The sequence below is a fragment of the Streptomyces termitum genome, from assembly GCF_014650175.1.
GTDB classification, from domain to species: Bacteria; Actinomycetota; Actinomycetes; order Streptomycetales; family Streptomycetaceae; genus Streptomyces; species Streptomyces termitum.
Genome location: NZ_BMUL01000009.1, coordinates 184,890 through 207,786 on the forward strand (window position 1 = coordinate 184,890; position 22,897 = coordinate 207,786).

Genomic DNA, 22,897 nt, shown 5'->3' on the forward strand with positions numbered 1-22,897 from the left:
GATGTTCATGCGACGACGCCCCCTCGCCCGCCCGGTGGTCCGGCCGGCCGGCGCCCCGCTGTTGCGCGGCGCGCTCGTCGGCGGAGCCGCGTACGCCGCGGGCCGCAGCCAGGCGCGGGCCGCCCGCCGCGAGCAGGACCAGGAAGAGGCCATCGCCGACCTCCAGACGCAGCAGACGCAGCAGTCTCGACAGGCACAGCAACCCCGACAACCCCAGCAGGCACCGCCGCAGCCCCAGCAGGCGACGCCCGCCCCCACCGGGCAGGGCCCGGCCGGTCTCACCGAACAGCTCGCCCGTCTCGGCGAACTGGCGCAGCAGGGCCTGCTCACCCCGGAGGAGTTCGCCGCGGCCAAGGCCCGCCTCCTCGGCACCTGAGGACCGGCGCCGAACCCGCCCGCCCCCGACGCGCCTTCGAACCGAACCGGACCGAACCGGACCGAACCGAACCGGACTTGGTCGGACCGGACCGGACTTGGTCGGACCGGACCGGACTTGGCCGGACCGAACCGGACTTGGCCGGACCGAACCGAATCGGGCCGGACCAGGCTGGGCCGGACCGAACCGGAAGCGGTTCAGGAGGCGCGCAGGGCCGCCAGCGCGGCGAGGGCGCGGTCCGCGTGGGCGCTCATGCGGAGTTCGCTGCGGACGACCTCCTTCACCCGGCGGTCCTGCCCGATGACGAACGTGACCCGCTTCGTCGGCGCCAGCGAGAAGCCGCGCCGGACGCCGAACCGTTCGCGCACGGTGCCCTCCGGGTCGGCCAGGAGCGGATAGCCGAACGAGTGCCGCTCGCTGAACTCCCGCTGCCGCTCCACCGCGTCCCCGCTCACCCCGACCGGCAGCGCGCCCGCCGCCCGGAACTCGGCGGCCAGGTCCCTGAAGTGGCACGCCTCGGCGGTGCAGCCCGGGGTGAGCGCCGCCGGGTAGAAGAAGAGGACGACCGGCCCCTCGGCCAGCAGCCCGGTGAGGGTGCGGGGGGTCCCGGTTTCATCCGGAAGGGTGAAGTTTTCGACGAGGTCGCCGACATCCATGGGGTCCGCCCTCTCTCCGCGCGCCCCCGGCCGCGCCGGTGTGCGCCTCTGCCCGGTCCGCCGGCCGGCCCGGCGCGGTACCCGAGTACCCGAGAGTTCTACCGCAGGGTAGGAGCCGCCGTCACCCCGGTGCCGTCCCGCCCGGCGGCGATCCGGGCCTCCAGGACCGCGAGCACCCGCTCCCCCCAGCGGAGGTTCTCCTCCTCCAGGGACCGGCCGCGCATCAGTGTCAGGTACGGGCCGACGCGCTCGGCCTCGCGCAGGTACGCCTCCTCGTCCCGGCCGCCCAACAGCCACTCGCGCAGCCGCTCGTAGCGCGCGAGCCGGTCCCGCGAGGCGTCCATCCGCCGGGCCACGAACCCCCGTACCGCCTCGGTGTCGCCGCCGTCGCACGCCTGCACCTGCACCATCAGCTCGTCGCGCACCGCGGTCGGCCGGGGCGCGACGGAGGTGAAGGAGTCGAGGTCCCGGCGTCCCTCCGGGGTGAGGCTGAACATCCGCTTGTTCGGGCGGCGTTCCTGCTCGACCATCCGGGCCGTGATGAGACCGGCCTCCGAGAGGCGGTCGAGCTCGCGGTAGAGCTGCTGGGGGGTGGCGGCCCAGAAATTGGCGACGGACACGTCGAAGATCTTCGCGAGGTCGTATCCGGATGCCTCGCCCTCCAGGAGAGCGGCGAGGACGGCGTGCTTGAGGGACATCCGGACACGCTAGCAGTCCGTTGAATAGTTTCCTCCGCACCTATTCAACGGGCGGACGATCCACGGTCCGTGGGGCCCGGAACGGACCCTCCCGCATGGCAGCGGACCCCGCCGCCTGCCTAGCTTGTGCCATGGACACCTCGACGTACGTCTACACCAGTTACATCAGGACCACCCCCGGCGAACTCTGGAAGGCGCTCACCGAGCCGGAGCTGACCCGGCGCTACTGGGGCGTGGCCTTCGAGACGGAGTGGACCCCGGGGTCGCCGATGGTCTGGGAGGAGGGCGGCCGCCGCACCGCCGACCCCGGACAGGTCGTCGTCGAGGCGGTGCCGGGCCGCTGCCTCGCGTACACCTGGCACACCTTCACCCCCGCCTGGGCGCGGGCGGTCCGCCTCGACGAGGAGGTGTACGCGCGCCTCTCCCGCGAGCCCCGGTCCACCGTCGCCTTCGAGGTCGAACCCTCCGGGGACACGGTGCGGCTGACCGTCCGCCACGGCGGCCTGGTGCCGGACGGGCTGCTGCGGGGCCTCGTCGGCGAGGGCTGGCCCGCCATCGTCTCCAGTCTCAAGTCGCTCCTGGAGACCGGCGAGGAGCTCCCCGAGCCGCCCCGCTGAGGACCTCGCCCCGCGCGGCTACGCCGCCTTCTCCGGCGGTGCGGCGGACGGCCCGGTCGGGGACGGCCCGGCGGCGGACGGCCCGGTGGGGGACGGCCCGGCGGCGGACGTCGAGGTGTCGGCGTCCGGGGTGCTCGGCGCCGGTTCGCCCAGCAGCAGCCGGGGCCGGCGCTGGAGACCGGCGCCCACCAGGACGCCGAGGGCGATGGCCGCGACCGTGATGACGGTGCCGACCAGACTGGCCAGCCCGCCGTCGGTGTCCTTCCGCACGATGATCTCCGAGACGCTGGTGAGGCCGACCGCGCCGGGCACCAGCAGCCAGAAGCAGGGCAGGAAGACGACCTGGTCGGGGGTGCGGGAGCGCTTCTCGATCCAGCTCGCCATCGGCGGCAGCAGCGCCCCGGCCGCGAAGGCGCCGAAGGTCGCCCCGGCGATCCCGGAGGCGACCGTCTGCACCAGCCGTTCGGTGAGGAGCGCGCCGAGCAGCCAGCCGGTGACCCGGGGCGGGGCGGAGAAGTACAGCAGGAAGCCGAAGCCCAGGAGCAGCACGCCGGCCCAGGGCGCCCACGCGCCCAGCGGCGCGGCGGCGGGCCCGTCCGGGGGGCGGGGCCGCAGCAGTTCGGAGCCGACCAGGATGCCGAGCGAGAGCAGCAGCAGGACGCTGACCGCCCCGGCCAGCCGGGACATCCCGGAGAGCGCGGCTCCGGTGGCGAGTTCGATGGCGCCGAGCGTGAGCGCCGCGCCGGGCAGGAAGGCGATGAGCGGCGGGATGGAGAGGACGGCCGGGTTCTCGTGGAGGAGGGGACCGGCCCAGCGCAGTGAGGCGGCGGTGACGAGGATGGCGGCGACCACCGGCAGGGCGGTGCGGGCGACGGGCAGTCGGTCGCCGAAGAGGCGGAGCAGGCCGACCCCGGCGCCGAGCGCCGCGTATCCGGCCACGGCGGGCAGGGTCGCGTGCCGCATGGTGCCCAGACCGACCGTCAGCAGCACGTAGCCGAAGACGGTGGCCGCCGGGCTGAACCGCTCGGGCCGCTCCCGGTTCTCCCGCAGCGCCCGCCGCACCTCGGCGAAGGGGACCTCCTCGGCGCGCATCCGGGTGACCAGCGCCTGGAGCGCCTCCACCTGGTCGAGCCGCAGGTCGGGGCCATCGACCGGGGAGAAGTCGAGTTCGCCGCCCCGGCCGTCGGGCCCGCCGCCGACCCGGACGAAGAGGCCGGTGGGGACGACGAAGCAGCGGGCCCGGGTGCCGTAGCGGGCGGCGACGTCGTGCAGCGTCCGCTCGACCTCGGAGCTGCGCTCCGCCGCCCGCAGCAGGTCGGAGCCCAGCTCGCACAGGAGCGCGGCGAGGTCCCGGAGCCGTTCCCGGTCGGCGCGGTCGTCCTCCGGGAGGGTGACGGTGGCGTCGGTCCGCCGGGGCCGCAGGGCCGCCGCCCGGCGGGCGAGACCACGCACATCGAATCGGGACGAAAGCCGCATTCATGAACGTTAACAGGGGCGGCCCGGCAGCAGGCCGCCCCCGGCCGTCAGCGGTACTCCACCGTCAGCGTCACCGGCGCGCCCTGGTTCACGAAGAGGTACGCCGTCCCGGCCTGGGCCTGCGCGAAACCGAGCCGGAACTGCGTCGTCCCGCCCCGGTTCAGTGCCGCGAGCGCGGCGGGCGACAGGTCCGTGGAGACCGCGCTCCCCGACGCGAACGCGCCGATCTCCGCGCCGCCCGCCACCGTCGGCGCCGCCGAGAAGTCCGCCGCCTCCACCGCGCACCCGCCGAAGCAGCCCGTCCGCACGTCGGCGAGGAGCCGGTTCCCGGCCGGCGAGGACCACGGGTCGCCCGAGCCGGACGACCGGGTGACGGTCAGCCAGGCGCGGGTGACCTCCTTCCCGGCCGGGATCCGCGAGGTGTCGAAGGAGACCACGGTCCGGTTGGTCCGGCCGTCGGCGCCCCGCCCGAGCGCCAGCCCGTACAGCCCCTTCAGGGTGCCGACGGCCGCGCCGGAGCCGTCCGCCGCCGCCTTCACGTACCCGGTCTCCGCGTCCGTCGCGGCCAGCACCGTCCGCCCGTCCGACGGCGGCGTGCCGGTCCCGCCGCCCCCGCCGAGCGCCCGCACCATCCCCATCACGGCCTCGATCTGCTTCCCGCCGTGCCGCGCGTAGGCGGTGTCCCCGAGGTAGCCCCACCAGTTCCAGCAGCCGTTGGGGTTCTCCAGTGTCGAGGTCGGCGCCGCCTGCGGGTAGAGCACGACCAGCCCGTTGGTGTCGGCGTACTCGTTGAGGTACGCGTTCTCCACGAAGCGCGTCCCGAAGCCCTGGTACGCGTACCCCTGCTTGCAGCCGTGCAGCGCCACCAGGAGCGAGCACCGCGCGCCCGCCGCGCAGGACGCGGGCACGTACGCGAAGCCCTCCCGGCCCATCGACAGCGCGGCGGCGCTGCCGCCCGGCGCGTAGGCGTCCTGGTCGAAGCGGACCAGCGTGCCGCCGGTGCCGGACCCGGGCGGCGCGACCGCGCCCAGCAGGTGCCCGAGGAGCGCGCCCTCGGCGTCGGTGCCGCAGTCGTTGAGGTACGGGGAGGCCGTCACCGCGCAGGAGTTGGGGCCCAGCGGGGTCACCCAGGAGTGCCCGGCGGCGGTCGAGCGGTCGTAGCGGACCCGGGCGCCGAACCGGCCGTAGTAGTCCGCGAGCGCGTCCACCACCGGCCGCTTCACCGTGGTGTCGTTCGACCCGCCGAACACGTACACCGGATCGCCCGCCAGGTTCTCCACCGGATCCACCTGGCCCTGCGCCGCCCGGTCCCGGGTGGCCTGCTCCAGCGCGGCGACGGAGAGCCCCTGGACCGTGTCCATGCAGGCGTTGAGCGCCGTCGGCAGCGAGCCCCGCGCGCAGTCGTACGGCCCCGAGGCGAAGACCGCCGACCCCGCGACGGCGCCCGAGTACGCCACGTGCAGCTGGGTCGCCATGTAGCCGCCGGAGGAGACGCCCGCCGTGTACACGGCGCCGATGTCGTACGCGGAGAGCGCGCCGGCCACCGGCGGGGGAGCGGCGGCCGCCGCCGGACCGGCCGCAGGCAGCAGGGACGCCGCCGCGCAGGCCAGCGCGACGGCGAACGCCCCGAACCGGCGGCGCGGGGAGCGCGGCGCGCGGAGGGAGCGAAGAGAAGGGAGAGGACGGCGGGACAGGGGCGCGCGGGGGGAACGCATGGGGGACTCCCGGTGGCTCGTTCCTGACGGGGGATCGGCCGGGAGGCTATGGCCGCGCCGCCGCCTTCCTCCATGGGGCGGGCCGCCACAAAGCCGCCCGGCCCCTATGGCGGCCCGTCACCTGGCACGACGCCCCCGGCCCTCCCCGTACGCCCCGACCCCCCGGCGGGCGCCCCGGCATCCCGCTTGCGATCATGGCCGGATGAACCACCCCGAACCCTCCCCCGAGGAACGCGACCGGCTGCTCGGCGAAGCGGTCGCCCTGCGCTCCCGGCCCGACGAGACCGCCAAGGAGGAGGCCCGCGTCCGCCTCGTCGCCCTCGCCGACCGCCTCCCCGCCGACGCCGAGGTCGCCTACCAGACCGCCTGGGCGCACGACGTCCTCGGCCGTGAGGCCGAAGCCGTCCCGTACTACGAACGGGCCCTCGCCGACACGGGTACGGGCACCGGGCTCGGCGAGGAGGACCGGCGCGGCGCCCTCCTCGGCCTCGGCAGCACCTACCGCACGCTCGGCCGCCACGAGGACGCCGCCGCGCTCCTCGGCGCCGCCGTCGAGGAGTTCCCCGAGGACGGCGCCCTGCGCGCGTTCCTGGCCATGGCCCTGTACAACACCGGCCGCCACCACGCCGCCACCCGGCTGCTGCTCACCCTCCTCGCCGCCACCAGCGAGGACCCGTCGGTACGCGCCTACCGGGCGGCGATCGAGCACTACGCCCAGGACCTCGACGCGATCGAGGGCGCCGGGTGACGGAACGGCCGGGCGGGACGGCCGTCCGACGGCGCGCACGGCCGGGCGAGACCGCCGTCAGCCGTTGACGGCGGTACGGGTGGGCGGGACGGCCGTCAGTCGTTGACGGCGGTCAGGAGCACCACGGAGTCGTTTACCGCGGCCAGCCCGTGCCGCTCCTTGGGGATCATCCGCAGCGCGCCCTCCGCCAGCTCGGCCTCCCACCCCGGGGTGGTCAGCCGCACCCGGCCGCGCAGCACCTGGAGACTGGCCGCCGGGGGAGCGTTGTGCTCGTCCAGGGCGGTCCCGGCGATCAGCGCGATCACGGTCTGCCGCAGCACGCCGTCGTGCAGCACCAGATGGGCGCTGCGCCCGTGCGGCGCGCTCCGGGCGGCGGTCAGGTGCTCGTCGGCGAGGGCGGTGAGGTCCAGGTTCATGCTCCCAGCCTCCCGGCTGCGCGCGGGGACGCAACTCGGGCCGCCGCCGCACGGGGTCACCCCTCCGGCACCAGGGCGCCCCGCAGGTGGTCGTAGGCCACGTGCGCGTGCAGCCGCACCCCGGTGACCAGGGTGTCGTCGTCGGCGTAGAAGTGCGGATTGTGGTTGGTGACCAGGCCCCGCCCGCCCTTGGCCGGCACCGGGACCCCCGCCTCGTCCAGCACCGCGTCCTGGACGCCGAGCATCACGTACAGGCCGCCGAAGCGGGCGATCAGCTCGGACACGTCGTCGTAGCCCAGGGTGGCCCCCGTCTCGGTGACGCGCTCCTGGCCCGCCACCCGCCGGAGCGTCGGCAGCCCCGCCGCCACCCACGGCCCGCTGTTGTGCACCGGCGGCACCGGCTGGAGGTACTCCACCTCGGCGGTCGCCCCGTACGCCGCCGCCGAGTGCTCGGCGAGCCGCCGCAGCCGGTCCCTGACCTCGGCCATGTCGGACTCCACCGCGCACCGGACGGTGCCCCAGAGGGTCACCGTCTGCCCGATGATGTTGAACCGGCCGACGTCCTCGACGTGCCCGATGGTGACCGTGACCGGGTCGAAGGCCGACACCTGCCGGTAGAGCTGCCCGATCCCGGTGAGGACCGCCCCCACCGCCGGCATCGGGTCGACGCCCTGCCACGGCGTGGAGCCGTGCACCTGCTTGCCGTCGACGGTGATCCGGACCAGGACGGACGCCCCGTACTGGTTGCCCACCCGGTAGCCCACGTACCCCTTCGGATACGGCGTCACGTGCATCCCGAACGCCATCGTCGGCACCGGATCGGCGAACGCGCCCTCCTCGACCATCGCCAGCGCCCCGCCCGTCTCGGTCACCGGCGGGCCCTCCTCGGCGGGCTGGAAGACGAACACGACGGTGCCCGGCAGCCGGTCGCGGACCCCGGCGAGCACGGTCGCCGCGCCCATCAGCATCGCCGTGTGGCAGTCGTGGCCGCAGGCGTGCGAGACGGGGAACGGGCCGCCGGGGTACTCCGCGTCCACCGTCTCGGAGGCGAAGTCCGCCCCGCACAGGTCCTTCACGGGCAGCGCGTCGGTGTCCGCGCGCAGCGCCACCACCCGCCCGCCGTCCCCGCCGGCCGTGCCGCGCAGCACGCCGACCACCCCGTGCCCGGCGATGCCGGTGCGGACCTCGTCGAGGCCGAGACCCCGCAGGTGCTCGGCGACCAGCCGGGCCGTCCCCTCCTCCCGGTTGGACAGCTCGGGATGCCGGTGGAGGTGCCGGCGCCAGGCGATCACCTGGTCGGCCACCTCCCGCGCCCGCCGGTCCAGCTCGGCGTGGACCGGGTCGTCGTTCCGGGGGTCGTGCTGCGGGAGACCGCTGTTCACGGGCCGTCCTTCCGTCACTGTGTCTGCTGTGTCTGTTCCCCGGACGGTGCCGCACCGCGACCGCCCCGGGGAGCAGGCTCGCCGTCCGGCGGCGGAGAACGGAAGGGCGCGTGCCCGGGAACGGCTCCGGGGCCGCGCCCCGCCGGTGCGGGACACGGCCCCGGAGGGGCGCGGCGGACGGGCGTCAGCCGGTGAAGACCTCGACGAGCGACCAGATCGCCAGGCCCGCCATGCAGACGCCGCCGATCCGCTGCACGGTCTTGAGCGGGACCCGCTTGGCGATGAAGCGGCCCGCTACCAGGGCCAGCGCGGAGACCGTGGTGAGCGCCAGGAAGGAGCCGATCGCGGTCGACGCGGTGCCGTTGGTGGCCGCGAGGTTGGCGGTGGTGATCTGGGTCAGGTCGCCCCACTCGCTGATGAAGACGGCCATGAAGGCGGTCGAGAAGACCGGCAGGAAACCGGTGACGGTCTTGCCGCCGCCCTCCTCCCCGTCGTCGTCGCCCCCGCCGCGCAGCAGCATGAAGGCGCCGAAGCCGAAGAGGAGCGCGGAGACGAGTTTGACGATCCAGCCGGGGAGCAGCCCGAGGAGGCTGCCGGCGCCGACGGCGATGGCGACGTGCACCGCGAAGGCGGTGGAGGTGCCGATCCACACGTAGAGGGGACGCATCCGCGTGCCCATGGCGAGCGACGCGAACATCGTCTTGTCGGGAAGCTCGGCGAGGAAGATCAGCCCGAAGGCGGTGACGATCGCCACGGGGTCGAGGTGCATACCGGCGCTCTCTGCTCGGTCCGGACCGACCGGCCAGCACAGCGCCTCGGAGGCGACGGGAGGACCACTCGGCCCGGCATGAAGGACCACGCCCACGGAGATGCGGACGCGGTGATGCCTGGCCGAAGGTCTCGCCCGTCCGCGTCGTGCGCGGACCCGGTCACCGGGAACCCGGGGGTTCCAGTGTGTCGACGACCGGTTCGCAGGGCTACTCCCCTTCGCTCCGCCCAGTCTAACCGACCGCGTGTACGACGTGATCACCGGTCCGCCGAACGCCGGGAGGAGGAGCGGACCCTCACCCTCCACTTCAGGGTGATGCTTTTCCGGTACGACACGACACGGCGCGGCGCGACATGGAGCGGCACGGCGCGGTCCGCTCCCGGCGTCCCGCCCGGCATCGGCCCGAGGTATACCCCCGTGTACGCCCCCGGAGGGACGCGCGGTCCGAGGGGATGCTCCTACCGTGACCCGCATGACACGCATCGTCCGGGCGGCCTCGACCGCCCTCCTGGCCTGCTCCCTCGCCTTAACCGCCGGCGTCGCCACCGCCGCCCCCGACCCCGCCCGCCCTCTCGCGGCCACCGCCACCGCCCCCGTCGGCGTGCCGCTCACGCTGCCCGCGCCGACCGGGCCGTACCCGGTGGGCAGCACCGTCCTGCCGCTCACCGACCGCTCCCGCACCGACCCCTGGGTGCCCACGGCCGACGGGCGCCGGCTGATGGTCACCCTCCACTACCCGGCCGCGCGGTCCGGCGGCGGACGGCCCGCCCCGTACGCGACCCGCGAGGAGGCGCGCCGGATGATCGACGGCCTCGGCCTCACCGGCGCGATCCCGGCGGACGTCCTGGCCGCCACCCGCACCCACAGCAGGACCGACGTCCGCCCCGCCCCCGGCCGCCGCCCGCTGATCCTGCTCTCCCCGGGGTTCTCGGTCTCCCGCTGGACCCTCACCCACCTCGCCGAGGACCTCGCCTCGCGCGGCTACGTCGTCGCCTCCGTCGACCACGCCTACGAGTCGTACGGCATCAGCCTGCCGGGCGGCGAGACGCTGGACTGCGTCGCCTGCGCCGACCTCGACGAGCACGGCGTCCCCGCGGACGTGGTGACGACCACCCGGGCCGCCGACATGCGGTTCGTCCTCGACCGGCTCACCGGCCCCCGGCCCGCCTGGCGCCACGCCCGGACCATCGACGCCCGCCGGATCGGCATGGCCGGGCACTCCATCGGCGGCGCGAGCGCCGCCACCACGATGGCCGCCGACCGCCGGGTCGACGCGGGCGCCAACATGGACGGGGCGTTCTGGGGGGACCTCCCCGCCGGGGGGGCTGGGCGGGCGGCCCTTCCTCATGCTCGGCACCCACGACGCGACCCACCTGCCCGGCGGCCTGGACACCTCCTGGGACCGGACCTGGCCGGGACTCGACGGCTGGAAGCGCTGGCTGACGGTGGCCGGGTCCACCCACCCCACCTTCACCGACTTTCCGCTGATGCAGCGGCACTTCGGCCTGCCCGGGGACGAGCTCCCGGCCGACCGGGCCGTCACGCTCACCCGCGCCTACCTGGCGGCCTTCTTCGACCGCCACCTGCGCGGGGCCCCCGACGGGATCCTCGCGGGCCCGTCCCCGACCGCCCCGGAGGTCCACTTCCAGAACCCCTGACCCGCCGCACGGGGCGGGCGCACGGCTCAGGCGCGGTACGCCGGGACGTGCGCCGCCGCCCAGGCGGCCAGCTCCCGGGAGCAGGCGGCGACCGACTCGCGCCAGGTGCGGTCGGCGCCGTCGCCCGCCTCGTCGCTCACGTGCTTCACGAGCCGCAGCGGCACCCCGGCGAGCGCGGCCGCGTGGGCGAGGGCGTACCCCTCCATGTCGACCAGCGGGGCCCGCTCCGCCAGCCGGGCGCGGGCGGCCTCGTCCGAGATGAAGGTGTCCCCGGTGGCGAGGACCACGTCCCCGTCGGCGGGGAGCGCGAGGGGCGCCCCGTAGGACTCCCCGGTCAGCGTCGCCAGCAGCCGGCCGTCGAAGTCGTGCTGGACGACCGTGCCGATCACGTGCGTCCCGGTCCAGCCGGCGCGCAGGGCGCCCGCGGTGCCCAGGTTGACGATCTCCGAAGGGTGCGGCCCCCGGGCCAGCGCCGTGGCGAGCGCGGTCGCCGCGTTCACCTTGCCCATGCCGGTGAGGAGCACGGGCAGGTCCGTGTCGAGGAACTGCGCCTCCTCCTTGACGGCGAGGACGAGCAGCGGGCGGTCGGGGGCGATGTCTCCCAGGAGTTCCATGCCCCCACGCTAATTCGCCCGCCCGGCGGCCGTACAGCCGGGACCGGACGGCGGGCGGGGCCGGGCTCAGCCGAGGGAGCGGCCCCGCTCGGCGAGCGCCTCGCCCAGCACCCGCAGCGCCTTCGGACCCACCCCGTGCAGGGCGGCGAGCTCGGCGGCGGGCACGCCCGCGAGCTGGTCGAGCCGGGTGTAGCCGGCGGCGGCGAGGGCGCGGGTCGCGGGCGCGCCCACACCGCGCGGGAAGTCGGTCGCGGGGCGGTCGGATCCGTTCGTGGCCATGCGGAGATCGTGCCACGCGGACGGGCGCCCCGCCGCCGGTGCGGCGCGGTGACGGAGCGCTTCCCCCGGTCCACCCACAGTGGTGACATACCGTCACATCTCCCTTTCCGGGGGTCGGTTTCCGGCCTGGACGGGAATCTTTCGCCGGGACGCTTGTGCGGCGCCCCGCGGCCCGGCACGCTCCTCGTATGAACACGGCCAGGCATGCCAGTGAACGTCTGATGAGCTGGCCCTCGCTGACCCGCGGCCACGCGCACTGCGGTGCCGAGATCGGCCTCGGGACGGCGACGGAGGAGATCGTCCACTTCCACGGCGAGCACGAGGCCGACGTCCATCTCACCCGGGCGATGGTCGCCAGGCTGCGGCCCGCCCTCCAGAACTCCACCGCCGTACGGCTCCGGGCCGGCTCCGGGTGGGTGACGGTCCGGCTCGACGCCGGCTCCGACATCGACCTGCTCGCCACCCTGGTCAGCGCGGCGCTCCAGGCCACCTCCGCCCCCGACGCGGCCCCGGACCGCTGCACCCGCGCCAGCCCGGTCCTCGCCCAGCGCTGACCGGCCCCGCCCCGCCCCCTCCGCACCCGTTCGGCCGCACCGGCGCGACACCCGGGCCTCCGGCGGGTAGCGGACCAGTCATGCCCTCCACACCCGGTACGCCGAGCGATCCGCCGCCCGACCACGGCCCCCGGCTCCAGCGCTGGCACGCCCGCCTGCTCGCCTCACCCGCAGGGCTCGCCTGGAACCGGGGCCGCGCCATGGAGCTCATGCACCGGGCCATGGGCTTCGCCGCCCTCAGCCTCCTCACCCTCGTCCCCCTCCTCATCGTCGTGGCCGCCGCCGACCTCTCCCGGGGCCAGGGCTTCGCCCGCTGGCTCGTCCAGGGCCTCGGCGTCACCGAGGTCTCCCAGGAAGAGGTCGAACGCCTCTTCGGCCAGCCAGGCCAGGCCCTCCAGCGCACCACCGCCTTCGGCCTCGCCGCCCTCGCCGCCTTCGGCGTCACCTTCGGCTCCGCCGTCCAGACCGGCTACGAGCGGGCCTGGGACCTGCCCACCGCCCGCTGGCACACCATGTGGCGGCACGTCGTCTGGCTCGGCGTCCTCATCGCCGCCCTCCTCCTCTTCGTCGCCTTCCCCGCCCCCGAACACGCCCCCGCCGCCGTCACGGCCGCCGTCGCCCTCGGCGACCTCGCCGGCACCTTCCTCTTCTTCTGGTGGTCCCAGCGCTTCCTCCTGTGCGGCCGCATCCGCTGGCGCGCCCTCCTCCCCGGCGCCGTCCTCACCGCCCTCGGCCTCCTCGGCCTGCGGATCTTCTCCCAGCTCGTCTTCTCCCCCCTCATCGCCTCCAACGCCGTCACCTACGGCCAGTTCGGCACCGTCCTCGTCCTCCAGTCCTGGCTGGTCGGCGTCGGCTTCGTCGTCTACGGCGGCGCCCTCGCCGGCCGCCTCGTCCACGAACTCCGCCTCCGCCGCCGCCTCACCAGGGAGGCTCACACGATCCGGTGATCGGCGGCGGAGCGGGCCGGCCCGCCCCGCCGGACCGCTTGGATGGGAGGCGCCCCGCCCCTTCCGTCGAGAGAGAACCGCCCATGGCGAACACCTGGCTGCCGCCCGCCGAGTACGTCGAGACGCTGCCCCGCGCGACCGCGTACGCCTGCCTCTACTTCACCGACACCGCCGGCCGCGCCCTCCAGCTCCGCACCACCCGGGGCGAGGACGTCTGGCAGTGGCCCGGCGGGAACATGGACCCGGGGGAGACCCCCTGGGAGACGGCGGTCCGCGAATGCCGGGAGGAGACCGGGCTGGTCTTCACCGGGGAACCCCGCCTCCTCGGCACCCACTTCGTCCGCGACCGGGGCACCCGGCACTGGCCCGCCAACCACATCGGCTTCATCTTCGACGGAGGCGAGTTGACGGACGAGCAGATCGCCGCCGTCGTCCTCGCCCCGGAGGAGCACACCTCCTACGCGCTGCGCACCCTCGACCAGTGGCGCCGGGAGATGGCCCCCGGCGACTTCGCGCGCCTCGCCGCGATCGACCGGGCCCGCCGGACGGGCGGCCCCGTCTACCTGGAGAACGGCCCGGCGGAGGCGTGAGCGGGCCCCGGCCGCCGCACCGCCGGGGGAGCGGCGGGCCGGACACCCGTAACCCTTTCCCGTCCCAGCAGTTGACCAGGGCATGAAGAAGCGCAGCATGCTCGCCATCGCCTCCCTCGCCGCAGGCGTCGTCACCGCCCTCATCACCCCGCCGCCGCAGGCCAGCGCCGCGGAGACGCCGCTGGGCCTGGGCGGGGCCACCGGCCTCCTTCAGGAGGACGGCGCCTCCACCGTCCTCCACGAGACCGTCACGAACGTGCAGCACACCGTCGCCGACGGCTCCGGCCAGGGCCTCCGCTGACCCTCCGGCCCCCGCTTCCCCACCGGTGCCCCGCGCCCCGTCCGGCGCGGGGCACCGGCACGCCGTGACCCGCCGGAAGGCGGCCCGTGCGCGCGCGGTGCGCGGGTAATGACAGGATGTCCCCATGAGCAACAACGTTTTCTTCGACATCACCATCAACGACGAGCCCGCCGGCCGGATCGTCTTCAAGCTGTTCGACGACGTCGTCCCGAAGACGGCGCAGAACTTCCGCGAGCTGGCCACCGGCCAGCACGGCTTCGGCTACGAGGGCTCCCCCTTCCACCGCGTCATCCCCGCCTTCATGCTCCAGGGCGGTGACTTCACCCGGGGCAACGGCACCGGCGGCAAGAGCATCTACGGCGAGAAGTTCGCGGACGAGAACTTCGACCTCAAGCACGACCGCCCGTACCTGCTCTCGATGGCGAACGCGGGCCGCAACACCAACGGCTCGCAGTTCTTCATCACCACCGTCGTGACGGACTGGCTCGACGGCAAGCACGTCGTCTTCGGCGAGGTCGTCGAGGGCCAGGACGTCGTCAAGAAGGTCGAGTCCCTGGGCTCCCGCTCCGGCTCCACCAGCGCCGTCATCAAGATCGGCAAGTCCGGCGTCGTCGAGGGCTGAGCCGACCCGGCCACCCCGCACGGCGGGGCGGTGGAAGGACGTCCGCGGACGCCTCCTCCCACCGCCCCGGCCCGTGTCACCCCGCGCCGCCCCCGCGCCGCGCGCCTCAGGCGCTCCCGGCGTCCGCGCCGCCCTCGCCGTACCGGCGCTCGAACCGCGCGATCCGGCCCTCCGTGTCCACGGTCCGCGCCTTCCCCGTGTAGAAGGGATGGCTCTCCGAGGAGATCTCGACGTCCACCACCGGATAGGTCCGGCCGTCGTCCCACTCGATGGTCTGCTCGCTCGTCGCCGTCGACCGGGTCAGGAAGGCGTACCCCGCCGAACGGTCGCGGAAGACCACCGGCCGGTAGTCGGGCTGCTTGTCCTGCTGCACGGGACCTCCTCCTCGGGCGGTCCGCGACCGCCCCGCCTCGTCCGGCCCGATCGGCCCGGACCCTCCCAGCCTCCCCGGGCCCGCCCCCGCCGACCAGCGCCGCTGCGCCGACCGGGTGAGCCTCACCCGGACCGGGGCCACCGGGCCGCCAGCAGCAGCGCGATGTCGTCGGGCCGGTCCGTCGCCCGGACCGCCTCGTGGATCAGCCGGTCCGCCGCCTCCGCCAGCGGCAGCGAACCCGTCGCGGCCAGCGCCCGCCGCAGCCGCTCCACCCCCTCGTCGATGTCCGCGCCCGGCCGCTCCACCAGCCCGTCCGTGAACAGCGCGAGCGCCGCCCCCGGGGCGAGCCGCAGCCGGGTCACCGGATACGCCGCCCGGCCGTCCACCCCCAGCACCACCCCGCCCCGCAGGTCCAGCGGCTCCGCCGTGCCGTCCGCCCGCCGCAGCAGGGGCTGCGGATGCCCCGCCCGCACCGCCCGCACGTCCCCCGTCCGGGAGTCCAGCACCAGGTAGCAGCAGCTCGCGAACTGCCCCGGGTCCAGATCGATCAGGAGCCGGTTGGTGCCCCGCATCACCTCCTGCGGCGGCAGCCCGCTCAGCGCGAACGCCCGCACCGCGCTCCGCAGCTGCCCCATCGTCGCCGCCGCCGCGACCCCGTGCCCCTGGACGTCCCCGATCACCAGCGCCAGCTCGCCCCGGCCCGTCTCCACCACGTCGTACCAGTCGCCGCCCACGTCCATGCCCTGTGTCCCCGGCAGGTAGCGGGCCACCGTCTCCACGCCCTCCCACACCGGCAGCCGGTGCGGCAGCAGCGCGTCCTGGAGCCCCCGCGCCACCGCGGCCTCAGAGTCGTACCGCTGGGCCCGTTCGAGCGCCTGCGCGATCAGTCCGGCCAGCGCGGTGAGCACCGACCGCTCCTCCGCGGCGAAGGTCCGCGGCCGGTCGAAGCCGAGGATGCACGAGCCCACCGGCCGGCCCGAGGCGATCAGCGGCAGGAAGGCCCGCGCCCCCGTCTCCGCGTCCAGCGGCAGGTCCGGATAGGTCCGGCCCAGCTTCTCCATCGACTCGAAGAACTGCGGCCGGCCGGTCGTCAGCACCTCCACGCCCGGCACCCCGGCGTCCAGCTCCACCCCGTCGAAGCGGTCCAGGAAACCGGGCGGGAAACCCGTCTCCCAGGCCAGGTAGAGCCGCCGGTCGCTCAGCAGGTAGATCGCCAACTGGCGCCCGCCGAAGGCCGGCAGCAGCTCCTCCGTGACCACCGCCGACACCTGCCGGGCGGTCACCGCCTCCGTCAGCGCGATCGCCAGCGCCACCGGCCGGTAGAGCGCCGCCGCCCGCGCGCCCCCCGGCCCCGGTCCGTCCCCGGCCGGGGCGGAGACGGGCACCGGCGCCGGGAGCGAGGGCTCCGGCGGGTCCGTCCCCCCGTCCGGCGCGAGGACCAGCGTCACGCCGTCCCGGCCCGGATACAGCGACACCGACAGCGGCCCGCCCTCCCCGGGCCGGGCCGTGAACCGCACCGGCTCGGCCGACAGCAGCGCGCCCCGCAGCTGCTCCTCGTGGAACGGATGGGCGAACCACGGCAGCGCCTCCCACAGCGGCCGCCCCGCCAGCACCCCGCGCGGGAGCCCCAGCAGCCGTTCGGTCCCCTCGTTGGCGTAGGTGATCCGGCCCAGCCGGTCGACGGCCAGCACCGCCCGGGGCAGCCGGTCCGTGGCGTCCGAGCCCACCGGCCCCGTGCCCATGTCCACCAGGGCGCCCGCCAGGTGCCCGTGGCCGTCCGTCCCCACGAACCGGGAGCGCGCCGACACCTCCAGCAGGTGCAGCCCGCCGTCCGGCCCCTTCAGCCGCAGCCGCCGCACCGCCCCGCCGTCCGCCGCGCCCGTGCGGCGGGCCGCCGCCCACAGCGCGTACCCGTCCTCCGGCTCCAGCCGCGAGGTCAGCGCCTCGATCGGCAGCGGCGACGGGTCCGGCACGCCCAGGATCGCCCGCAGCCCGTCGTCCATCCGCACCGTGCCCGCCGCCAGGTCCCAGTCGAAGGAGCCGAACCGCACCGCCGGCACCGCCCCCGACGGAAGCTGCACGCACACCGGGTCGCCCGGCCACACCACGTCCGTCCCGCCCGCCGCGAGCGCCCCCAGCACCTCCCCGAGCCGCAGCGCCGCCCGCGCCATCCGCTGTCGGTCCCGCGCCGTGACCGGCACGCCCGGCGTCGGCGGCCGCAGCACCACCAGCACCCCGAACCGCTCCCGGGCGGTGGCCACGGGCGCGTACAGCGAGGAGAACGGGAACGGCAGGCTCGCCACCAGTTGCGGGAACCGCCGCATCGACTCCTCGATGTCCGCCAGGTGCACCGCCTGCCCGGAGCGGTGCGCCTCCGCCACCGGGAAGGGCCGGTTGGTGTGCATCCGCGCCCACGGGCGGAACAGCTCGCCCGGCAGCCCCGCCAGCACCGACAGACGCAGCAGCCCCGCCGTGCCGGAGCGCAGGTACACCCCGCCGGCCTGGCCGCGGAGCGCCTCGACGGCGTCCGTCACCGCCTCCGCCAGCGCCTGCGTCAGCGCTTGCGGCGGGGCGTCGACGGCGGGACCTGAGGGCGACGGGCCGAGCGGGGTCACACAGCCAGCATGCGCCCGGCGGGAATCCCGCCGCATCCCGGTCCACCGCCCCGTTGACCCACCGGCGCCGAGCCATGACACTCGGTAGTCGTCCGCCCGCACCGGGCGGACCACGGGCACCACCACGCGCGGAGGACAGCATGAGCGGCCGGGTACTTCCGTACGACGTCCACGGGGACGGGCCCGCCCGGGCCCTCGTCCTGCACAACTGGTTCGGCGACCGGGAGAGCTTCGCGCCCCTGCGCGCCCACCTCGACGGCGCCGCCGCGCGCTACGCCTTCCTCGACTGCCGGGGCTACGGGGAGGCCCTCGACGCCGACGGCGACTACACCATGGAGGAGGTCGCGGCGGACGCGCTGGCCGTCGCCGACGACCTCGGCTGGGACTCCTTCTCCGTCGTCGGCCACTCCATGGGCGGCAAGGCCGCCCAGCTGATGCTGCTCGCCGCCCCCGAGCGGGTCAGGTCGCTCGTCGGCGTCTCGCCGGTCTCCGCCGCGGGCTTCCCCCTCGACGAGGGCAACCGGGCCCTCTTCACCGGGGCCGTCGAGGAACCGGCGCTGCGCCGGGCCATCATCGACCACACCACCGGCGGCCGCCACGACGAGGCATGGCTCGACGTCCTCGTCGACCGCTCGGTGAAACGCTCCACGACCGCCGCCTTCCGGTCCTACCTCGCGTCGTGGTCAGGACCCGACTTCCACGAGCGGGTCCGGGGCAATCCGACCCCCGTCCTGCTGGTCGTCGGCGCCCACGACCCGGCGCTCGGCGCGGCCGCGATGGAGGCCACCTGGCTGCGCTGGTACCCGAACGCGCGCCTGGAGGTGCTGGCGGACGCGGGCCACTACCCGCCGGAGGAGGCCCCGGCGGAGCTGGCCCGCCTGGTCGGGGACTTCCTCACCGGCTGACCGTCCCCGGGCCGGCCGGCCCGGGCCCTTCGCGGGCGCGCGCGGGACCTTCGGCCCGCGTGGCGCCCGGACCGGCGGGCAGTCGACGGGTGTACTCGACCACGAGCACCCGCGACCGGCGGGCACCACCGGAGGGAAGACCAGCGATGACGAGCAGCGAGGACCGGGGCACCGCAGCGCAGACCACGGCCGACGGGGGGCCCGCGGCCCCGGGCCCGTTCGTCCTCGTCGGGACGGACGGCTCGCCGTCCGCGCTCGGGGCCGTCGAGACCGCCGCCCTGGAGGCCGCCCGGCACGGCGTCCGGCTCGTCGTCGTCCACGCCTTCATCTGGCCCCTCTTCCGGGTCGACCTGGAGCCCTCCGTGTACGGGCCCACCGAGAGCGGGCTGCGGCGGCAGGCGGGGATCGTCCTCGACACGGCCGTGGCCCGGGCCCGCGCGGTCGCCCCCGGCACCGCCGTCTCCGGCGAACTGATCACGGGCGAACCGCTCGCCGTCCTCGCCACCCGCTCCGAGGGCGCCACGCTGGTCGTCGTCGGCAGCCGGGGCACCGGCGGCTTCGGCGGGCTGGTGCTCGGCTCGGTCGCCGTCCACCTCGCCGCCCACGCGCACTGCCCCGTCCTCGTCGTCCGGGGCCGGGACGAACCGTCCGGTCCGGTGCTCCTCGCCGTCGACGGCTCCCCGGACTCCGACGCGGCCGTCGACCTCGCCTTCGTGGAGGCGCGGGCCCGGGAGACCGGCCTCGTCGCCGTCCACGCCTGGGCCCCGCGCGTCGGCTTCGGCGACATGACCCCGCACTTCTTCAACCCCGAACAGGTGCGGGCGGAGGCGCGGGAGGTCCTCGACGGGACCCTGGCGCGGGCCGCCGACCGGCACCCCGGCTTCGAGGCCGAGGCCCGGCTGCTGCTCGGCAAACCCCGGCAGGTGCTGCTGGAGGAGAGCGCGGGGGCCCAGCTGCTCGTCATGGGCGCGCGCGGACGCGGCGGCTTCACCGGCCTGCTCCTCGGCTCCGTCAGCCAGGCGCTCCTGCACCACGCCCACTGCCCCGTCGCGATCGTCCGGAACAGCTCGGGCTGAGCCGGCGGGGCCGTGCGCCGACCGGTGGGGCCGGGGGCGGGTGGGATGCTGGAGGTGCGGGCCGGGGGCCGGGCCGTACGGCTCCTTCCGGGCCCGCATCGCCCACCGGGAAGGCGGCGCGCCATGTACTTCGCCGACCGCACCGACGCCGGACGGCGGCTCGCCGCCCGCCTCGGCCACCTCGCGGGCCGCGACCTCGTCGTCCTCGGCCTGCCGCGCGGCGGGGTGCCGGTCGCGGCCGAGGTCGCCGACGCCCTCGGCGCCCCGCTGGACGTCTGCCTCGTCCGGAAACTGGGCGTGCCGAGCCGGCCCGAGCTGGCCATGGGGGCGATCGGGGAGGGCGGCGTCCGGGTCCTCAACGAGGGGATCGTGCGGGACGCGGGGGTGACCGCCGCGGGGCTCGCGGCGGTCGAGGAGCGCGAGCGGGAGGTCCTCGCCGCCCGGTCCCGCGCCTACCGGAGCGGCCACCGGCCCGTCCCGCTGGAGGGCCGGACCGCGGTCGTCGTCGACGACGGGCTCGCCACCGGCGCGACGGCCCTGGCCGCCTGCCGGGCGGTACGGGCCCGGGGCGCGGCCCGGATCGTGCTCGCCGTCCCGGTGGCGCCGCACGGCTGGACCGCCCGGCTCGGCGGCGAGGCCGACGAGACCGTCGCCGTGCACGCCCCGGACGGCTTCTCGGCCGTCGGCCTGTTCTACCGGGACTTCGGGCAGACCGGGGACGCCGAGGTGGTGGCCCTGCTCGACCGGAGCAGGGCGGCGCGCGGTCCGGCCGTCCGGCACGCCGCCGTACGGATACCGGCCGGCGGGCCGGTGCTGCCGGGGGACCTCGCGGTGCCCGACGGGGCCACCGGCCTGGTCCTCTTCGCCCACGGCAGCGGCAGCGGACGGCACAGCCCCCGCAACCGGGCGGTGGCCGCCGCGCTGAACCGGGCCGGGCTGGGCACCCTCCTCTTCGACCTGCTCACCGAGGCGGAGGAGGCGGACCGGGCCAGGGTCTTCGACACCCCGCTCCTCGCCGGCCGGCTGGGCCGGGCCGCCGCCTGGGCGGGCCGGGAGCCCGGCACCTCGGGGCTGGTCCGGGGCTACTTCGGGGCGAGCACGGGAGCGGCCGCCGCCCTGTGGGCCGCGGCCGCGCCGGGCGACGGGGCCGCCGCCGTCGTCTCGCGGGGCGGCCGGCCCGACCTGGCGGGGGACCGGCTGGCCCGGGTGCGGGCCCCGACGCTGCTGGTGGTCGGCGGCCGCGACGACCTCGTCCTCGACCTGAACCGGCGGGCCCGCGCGCGGCTGCGCTGTCCGAACCGGCTGGAGGTCGTGCCCGGCGCCGGCCACCTCTTCGAGGAGCCCGGGGCGCTGGAGGAGGTGGCGGAGCTGGCGACCGGCTGGTTCACCGCGCACCTCGTCCCCCGGGGCGGGGACGGCGGGTGAGGGCGGGTCAGTACGCGCCGTTCACGTTGTCGATGGAGCCGTACCGGTCGGCCGCGTAGTTGCAGGCCGCGGTGATGTTCGCGACCGGGTCGTACGGGTCGGCCGCGGTGCCCGGCACGTGGTAGGCGGCGAAGGTCGGGTCGATGACCTGGAGCAGGCCCTTGGACGGGGTGCCCTTCGCGGCGTTGGAGTCCCAGAGGTTGACGGCGCGGGGGTTGCCGGAGGACTCGCGCAGGACGTTGCGCAGGATGCCGTCGTACGAGCCGGGGATGCCGTAGCGGGCCATGACGTCGAGCGATTCGCGGATCCAGCCGTCGAGGTTGTCGGCGTACCCGGTGGTGGCGGCGACGGGAACGGCCCGGACCGCGCCGGTGGAGGCCGGGGCGGCGGCGCTCGCCACGGCGGGGACCGCGACCCGGGCGGCGGAACGGCTCGCCCGTTCGGCGGAGCCGGTCGCGGCGGACTTCCGGGCGCTCTCGCGGACCGTTTTGGAGGCCGTTTCGCGGACCGTCTTCCGGGCCTCCGGAGCCGCCTTCGCGGAATGCCGACCCGTCGTCAGTTCCAGTCCCGGGTGAATGAGTGACGGATTGTCACCGATGGCTTCCCGGTTCGCCGCGTAAAGCGACTGCCAGCCGCCCTGAATTCCCTTTCGGTGGGCGATCAGGGAAAGCGAGTCGCCCTTCACGACGGTGTACGCGCGAGTGGCGGCGGGAGCGGCGGTCCGCGCGCCGGGAAGCGGGGCGGCGGGGAGCCGTACGGCGGCGTCCGCGACCGCCGCGCCCTGTGCGGCGGCGGGCGCCGAGACGGGTGCGGCGCCGGCCGCGGCGGGCACGACCAGGGGCAGGGCCAGGGCGATCCCGCCGGTTCCGGCGAGGGCGACGCCCCGGGGGACGGGGCGTCGGCGGGGGCGGCGGTGCTTGCCGTGAGCGGCCATGACGGATTCCTCTCCGGCGCCTGCGAGGTGAGCTGTCGGGTTCGGACGGGAGGTGTCCGGCCGCGCGCACGCGGCTTCACCCCGAGCCGCTCCGGAAGGCCGGACCGGCGGTGTGGTGGGTCCCCCGCTCCTGCCGTCGGGTGAAATGGGAGGTCTTTCGAGCGGTGGCAGGATTCGGCGATCCGCTCGAATGGAGGAGACCGTAGGCGAGGAATGCGGCGGGGAACAAGACGCTCATGCACGGAAAAAGGAAAGGCAAAGATCGACCGCCCCGCATTCAAGATCGGCCCGTTCCGGAAGGCGTCCGCGATCCCTTGTGGCGCAAGGCGCGTGCGGAAGGGGAGGGCGGGGGAGGGGGCGGCGAAGTGAGTCGCGTCACGGAGTGCGTAATGTCCGAATGGCGGGGCTCGTTTGGTTTTCGGGAATAGTGCGGCGTAATGGGCCCGTCAGGGTGACGGCGGCGGGCGCGCCCGGAAGGGCTTAACCGGCAAAACGGGCATTCATCTTTAATGATGTCGGAATGTCACACTCCACCGTGCTGTGCGATCCCGACGCCCTCGACCGCGAGGCGGCCCTGCTCTACGAGAGGGCGGCCCGGGAGGCCGCACCCGCCCCGGCTCCCGCCCCGGCCCCCGCTCCCGCGCCCGAGGCGTGGCGGGGGCTGCTCTCCGTGCCCGTGGACCGGCTCGTCGCCCAGGCGCTCGACGCGCTGCCCCCGGCCCCGCCCGCCGAGCGCCCGCTGCCCGGCCGGATCGGGGCCCTGCTCCCCGACCGGCTGCACGCCTGGCGCCGCGTCGGCCGCCCCGACCTGCTCCCCTCCGCCCACCTCGGCCACGCCCGCCGGGTCCTGGTCGAATGGGGCTGGCAGAACACCCCGTACAAGCTGCGCGACGCGCGGGGCGCCCGGTGCGTCTGCGGCGCCCTGCTCGCCGCCCACCGGCTCGGCCACGGCAGCGCGGCGACCATGAACGAGGCCGGGGCCTGGATCATGACCGAACTGCGGTCCCGGGGCTGGCACGGCCTCATCGGCCCCTGGAACCGCGCCCCCGGCCGGACCGCCGAGGACGCCCTCGGGCTCCTCGACGCCACGATCCGGCGCGCGGCCCTCGCCGGCCGCTGAGCCCCCGCGTCCACGGCCCTTGACCTCAAGG

The 22,897-nt window shown here is 75.9% G+C and carries 26 protein-coding genes and 1 riboswitch; of the genes, 13 read left to right on the plus strand and 13 right to left on the minus strand.

Annotated elements, in window-relative coordinates:
- Position 1 precedes the first annotated feature (1 nt).
- A complete protein-coding gene (locus IE219_RS18875) occupies positions 2-376 on the plus strand; it encodes an SHOCT domain-containing protein (RefSeq protein ID WP_189978880.1) in 375 nt (124 codons plus the stop codon).
- 197 nt (positions 377-573) lie between these two features.
- On the opposite strand, the gene IE219_RS18880 is transcribed toward IE219_RS18875, so the two are convergent.
- Positions 574-1,032, minus strand: a complete 459-nt coding sequence (locus IE219_RS18880) for a peroxiredoxin (RefSeq protein WP_189978882.1) — start codon at positions 1,030-1,032, stop codon at positions 574-576.
- Positions 1,033-1,130: 98 nt separating this feature from the next.
- On the minus strand, positions 1,131-1,730 hold the full coding sequence (locus IE219_RS18885) for a PadR family transcriptional regulator (RefSeq protein ID WP_189978884.1): 600 nt from the start codon (positions 1,728-1,730) through the stop codon (positions 1,131-1,133).
- A 95-nt stretch (positions 1,731-1,825) separates the two neighbouring features.
- Between IE219_RS18885 and IE219_RS18890 the strand changes: the two genes are divergently transcribed.
- A complete protein-coding gene (locus IE219_RS18890) occupies positions 1,826-2,347 on the plus strand; it encodes an SRPBCC family protein (RefSeq protein ID WP_229849856.1) in 522 nt (173 codons plus the stop codon).
- Positions 2,348-2,365: 18 nt separating this feature from the next.
- On the opposite strand, the gene IE219_RS18895 is transcribed toward IE219_RS18890, so the two are convergent.
- Both IE219_RS18895 and IE219_RS18900 read right to left on the minus strand, forming a co-directional pair.
- Positions 2,366-3,823, minus strand: a complete 1,458-nt coding sequence (locus IE219_RS18895) for a threonine/serine exporter family protein (RefSeq protein WP_189978886.1) — start codon at positions 3,821-3,823, stop codon at positions 2,366-2,368.
- A gap of 47 nt (positions 3,824-3,870) precedes the next feature.
- Complete coding sequence (locus tag IE219_RS18900; RefSeq protein WP_229849857.1) at positions 3,871-5,538, minus strand: extracellular catalytic domain type 2 short-chain-length polyhydroxyalkanoate depolymerase; 1,668 nt, start codon at positions 5,536-5,538, stop codon at positions 3,871-3,873.
- Between the two features lie 202 nt (positions 5,539-5,740).
- Here IE219_RS18900 and IE219_RS18905 point away from each other — a divergent pair, with 202 nt between their 5' ends.
- Positions 5,741-6,286: a tetratricopeptide repeat protein gene (locus IE219_RS18905; protein ID WP_189978888.1), complete on the plus strand. Its 546-nt coding sequence runs from the start codon at positions 5,741-5,743 to the stop codon at positions 6,284-6,286.
- 95 nt (positions 6,287-6,381) lie between these two features.
- On the opposite strand, the gene IE219_RS18910 is transcribed toward IE219_RS18905, so the two are convergent.
- The 4 genes from IE219_RS18910 to IE219_RS32450 form a co-directional block, all read right to left on the minus strand.
- A complete protein-coding gene (locus IE219_RS18910; protein WP_189978890.1) occupies positions 6,382-6,702 on the minus strand; it encodes a cupin domain-containing protein in 321 nt (106 codons plus the stop codon).
- A 56-nt stretch (positions 6,703-6,758) separates the two neighbouring features.
- The gene (locus IE219_RS18915) at positions 6,759-8,084 is read right to left on the minus strand and encodes a M20 metallopeptidase family protein (protein WP_189978892.1); all 1,326 of its coding nucleotides are present in this window, start codon (positions 8,082-8,084) and stop codon (positions 6,759-6,761) included.
- A 184-nt stretch (positions 8,085-8,268) separates the two neighbouring features.
- Positions 8,269-8,853, minus strand: a complete 585-nt coding sequence (locus IE219_RS18920; protein WP_189978894.1) for a TMEM165/GDT1 family protein — start codon at positions 8,851-8,853, stop codon at positions 8,269-8,271.
- Positions 8,854-9,861: 1,008 nt separating this feature from the next.
- Positions 9,862-10,140, minus strand: a complete 279-nt coding sequence (locus IE219_RS32450; RefSeq protein ID WP_308434028.1) for a hypothetical protein — start codon at positions 10,138-10,140, stop codon at positions 9,862-9,864.
- Between the two features lie 59 nt (positions 10,141-10,199).
- Between IE219_RS32450 and IE219_RS32455 the strand changes: the two genes are divergently transcribed.
- Positions 10,200-10,511: a hypothetical protein gene (locus IE219_RS32455; RefSeq protein ID WP_308434029.1), complete on the plus strand. Its 312-nt coding sequence runs from the start codon at positions 10,200-10,202 to the stop codon at positions 10,509-10,511.
- Positions 10,512-10,537: 26 nt separating this feature from the next.
- Here the strand turns inward: IE219_RS32455 and IE219_RS18930 are convergent, their stop codons facing one another.
- Entirely contained in the window at positions 10,538-11,125 is a 588-nt protein-coding gene (locus tag IE219_RS18930) for a nucleosidase (RefSeq protein WP_189978896.1), read from the minus strand.
- 66 nt (positions 11,126-11,191) lie between these two features.
- A complete protein-coding gene (locus IE219_RS18935) occupies positions 11,192-11,404 on the minus strand; it encodes a helix-hairpin-helix domain-containing protein (RefSeq protein ID WP_189978898.1) in 213 nt (70 codons plus the stop codon).
- Between the two features lie 188 nt (positions 11,405-11,592).
- Between IE219_RS18935 and IE219_RS18940 the strand changes: the two genes are divergently transcribed.
- The 5 genes from IE219_RS18940 to IE219_RS18960 all read left to right on the plus strand — a co-directional run bounded on the left by IE219_RS18940 (position 11,593) and on the right by IE219_RS18960 (position 14,418).
- On the plus strand, positions 11,593-11,958 hold the full coding sequence (locus IE219_RS18940; protein WP_229849858.1) for a luciferase domain-containing protein: 366 nt from the start codon (positions 11,593-11,595) through the stop codon (positions 11,956-11,958).
- 80 nt (positions 11,959-12,038) lie between these two features.
- Positions 12,039-12,905, plus strand: a complete 867-nt coding sequence (locus IE219_RS18945; protein WP_189978900.1) for a YhjD/YihY/BrkB family envelope integrity protein — start codon at positions 12,039-12,041, stop codon at positions 12,903-12,905.
- A gap of 83 nt (positions 12,906-12,988) precedes the next feature.
- Positions 12,989-13,495 (plus strand): NUDIX domain-containing protein, encoded by a 507-nt coding sequence (locus tag IE219_RS18950; RefSeq protein ID WP_189978902.1) that lies wholly within the window; start codon positions 12,989-12,991, stop codon positions 13,493-13,495.
- A gap of 82 nt (positions 13,496-13,577) precedes the next feature.
- Positions 13,578-13,796 carry a hypothetical protein gene (locus tag IE219_RS18955; protein WP_229849859.1) on the plus strand — a complete coding sequence of 73 codons (219 nt, stop codon included), beginning with the start codon at positions 13,578-13,580 and terminating at the stop codon, positions 13,794-13,796.
- A 124-nt stretch (positions 13,797-13,920) separates the two neighbouring features.
- Complete coding sequence (locus IE219_RS18960; protein WP_189978904.1) at positions 13,921-14,418, plus strand: peptidylprolyl isomerase; 498 nt, start codon at positions 13,921-13,923, stop codon at positions 14,416-14,418.
- A 106-nt stretch (positions 14,419-14,524) separates the two neighbouring features.
- On the opposite strand, the gene IE219_RS18965 is transcribed toward IE219_RS18960, so the two are convergent.
- A complete protein-coding gene (locus tag IE219_RS18965) occupies positions 14,525-14,791 on the minus strand; it encodes a type B 50S ribosomal protein L31 (RefSeq protein WP_189978906.1) in 267 nt (88 codons plus the stop codon).
- Between the two features lie 122 nt (positions 14,792-14,913).
- Entirely contained in the window at positions 14,914-17,442 is a 2,529-nt protein-coding gene (locus tag IE219_RS18970; RefSeq protein WP_189978908.1) for a SpoIIE family protein phosphatase, read from the minus strand.
- A gap of 104 nt (positions 17,443-17,546) precedes the next feature.
- Between IE219_RS18970 and IE219_RS18975 the strand changes: the two genes are divergently transcribed.
- The 3 genes from IE219_RS18975 to IE219_RS18985 all read left to right on the plus strand — a co-directional run bounded on the left by IE219_RS18975 (position 17,547) and on the right by IE219_RS18985 (position 20,812).
- Positions 17,547-18,311, plus strand: coding sequence for an alpha/beta fold hydrolase (locus tag IE219_RS18975; RefSeq protein WP_189978910.1), 765 nt, complete (start codon positions 17,547-17,549; stop codon positions 18,309-18,311).
- A gap of 146 nt (positions 18,312-18,457) precedes the next feature.
- On the plus strand, positions 18,458-19,387 hold the full coding sequence (locus IE219_RS18980) for a universal stress protein (RefSeq protein WP_189978912.1): 930 nt from the start codon (positions 18,458-18,460) through the stop codon (positions 19,385-19,387).
- A gap of 123 nt (positions 19,388-19,510) precedes the next feature.
- Entirely contained in the window at positions 19,511-20,812 is a 1,302-nt protein-coding gene (locus tag IE219_RS18985) for a phosphoribosyltransferase family protein (protein ID WP_189978914.1), read from the plus strand.
- A 7-nt stretch (positions 20,813-20,819) separates the two neighbouring features.
- Here the strand turns inward: IE219_RS18985 and IE219_RS18990 are convergent, their stop codons facing one another.
- Entirely contained in the window at positions 20,820-21,746 is a 927-nt protein-coding gene (locus IE219_RS18990; RefSeq protein WP_189978916.1) for a LysM peptidoglycan-binding domain-containing protein, read from the minus strand.
- A gap of 4 nt (positions 21,747-21,750) precedes the next feature.
- A riboswitch (cyclic di-AMP (ydaO/yuaA leader) is annotated at positions 21,751-21,908 on the minus strand.
- 358 nt (positions 21,909-22,266) lie between these two features.
- On the opposite strand from IE219_RS18990, the gene IE219_RS18995 reads away from it, so the two are divergent.
- Positions 22,267-22,866: a DUF6197 family protein gene (locus IE219_RS18995; RefSeq protein ID WP_189978918.1), complete on the plus strand. Its 600-nt coding sequence runs from the start codon at positions 22,267-22,269 to the stop codon at positions 22,864-22,866.
- Positions 22,867-22,897 lie beyond the last annotated feature (31 nt).

Coding starts and splice junctions, on each gene's coding strand:
- IE219_RS18875 (WP_189978880.1), top strand. CDS start 2: ATGTTCATGCGACGACGCCCCCTCGCCCGCCCGGTGGTCCGGCCGGCC.
- IE219_RS18880 (WP_189978882.1), bottom strand. CDS start 1,032: ATGGATGTCGGCGACCTCGTCGAAAACTTCACCCTTCCGGATGAAACC.
- IE219_RS18885 (WP_189978884.1), bottom strand. CDS start 1,730: ATGTCCCTCAAGCACGCCGTCCTCGCCGCTCTCCTGGAGGGCGAGGCA.
- IE219_RS18890 (WP_229849856.1), top strand. CDS start 1,826: ATGGCAGCGGACCCCGCCGCCTGCCTAGCTTGTGCCATGGACACCTCG.
- IE219_RS18895 (WP_189978886.1), bottom strand. CDS start 3,823: ATGCGGCTTTCGTCCCGATTCGATGTGCGTGGTCTCGCCCGCCGGGCG.
- IE219_RS18900 (WP_229849857.1), bottom strand. CDS start 5,538: ATGCGTTCCCCCCGCGCGCCCCTGTCCCGCCGTCCTCTCCCTTCTCTT.
- IE219_RS18905 (WP_189978888.1), top strand. CDS start 5,741: ATGAACCACCCCGAACCCTCCCCCGAGGAACGCGACCGGCTGCTCGGC.
- IE219_RS18910 (WP_189978890.1), bottom strand. CDS start 6,702: ATGAACCTGGACCTCACCGCCCTCGCCGACGAGCACCTGACCGCCGCC.
- IE219_RS18920 (WP_189978894.1), bottom strand. CDS start 8,853: ATGCACCTCGACCCCGTGGCGATCGTCACCGCCTTCGGGCTGATCTTC.
- IE219_RS32450 (WP_308434028.1), bottom strand. CDS start 10,140: ATGTTGGCGCCCGCGTCGACCCGGCGGTCGGCGGCCATCGTGGTGGCG.
- IE219_RS32455 (WP_308434029.1), top strand. CDS start 10,200: ATGCTCGGCACCCACGACGCGACCCACCTGCCCGGCGGCCTGGACACC.
- IE219_RS18930 (WP_189978896.1), bottom strand. CDS start 11,125: ATGGAACTCCTGGGAGACATCGCCCCCGACCGCCCGCTGCTCGTCCTC.
- IE219_RS18935 (WP_189978898.1), bottom strand. CDS start 11,404: ATGGCCACGAACGGATCCGACCGCCCCGCGACCGACTTCCCGCGCGGT.
- IE219_RS18940 (WP_229849858.1), top strand. CDS start 11,593: ATGAACACGGCCAGGCATGCCAGTGAACGTCTGATGAGCTGGCCCTCG.
- IE219_RS18945 (WP_189978900.1), top strand. CDS start 12,039: ATGCCCTCCACACCCGGTACGCCGAGCGATCCGCCGCCCGACCACGGC.
- IE219_RS18950 (WP_189978902.1), top strand. CDS start 12,989: ATGGCGAACACCTGGCTGCCGCCCGCCGAGTACGTCGAGACGCTGCCC.
- IE219_RS18955 (WP_229849859.1), top strand. CDS start 13,578: ATGAAGAAGCGCAGCATGCTCGCCATCGCCTCCCTCGCCGCAGGCGTC.
- IE219_RS18960 (WP_189978904.1), top strand. CDS start 13,921: ATGAGCAACAACGTTTTCTTCGACATCACCATCAACGACGAGCCCGCC.
- IE219_RS18970 (WP_189978908.1), bottom strand. CDS start 17,442: ATGCGGCGGGATTCCCGCCGGGCGCATGCTGGCTGTGTGACCCCGCTC.
- IE219_RS18975 (WP_189978910.1), top strand. CDS start 17,547: ATGAGCGGCCGGGTACTTCCGTACGACGTCCACGGGGACGGGCCCGCC.
- IE219_RS18980 (WP_189978912.1), top strand. CDS start 18,458: ATGACGAGCAGCGAGGACCGGGGCACCGCAGCGCAGACCACGGCCGAC.
- IE219_RS18985 (WP_189978914.1), top strand. CDS start 19,511: ATGTACTTCGCCGACCGCACCGACGCCGGACGGCGGCTCGCCGCCCGC.
- IE219_RS18990 (WP_189978916.1), bottom strand. CDS start 21,746: ATGGCCGCTCACGGCAAGCACCGCCGCCCCCGCCGACGCCCCGTCCCC.
- IE219_RS18995 (WP_189978918.1), top strand. CDS start 22,267: ATGTCACACTCCACCGTGCTGTGCGATCCCGACGCCCTCGACCGCGAG.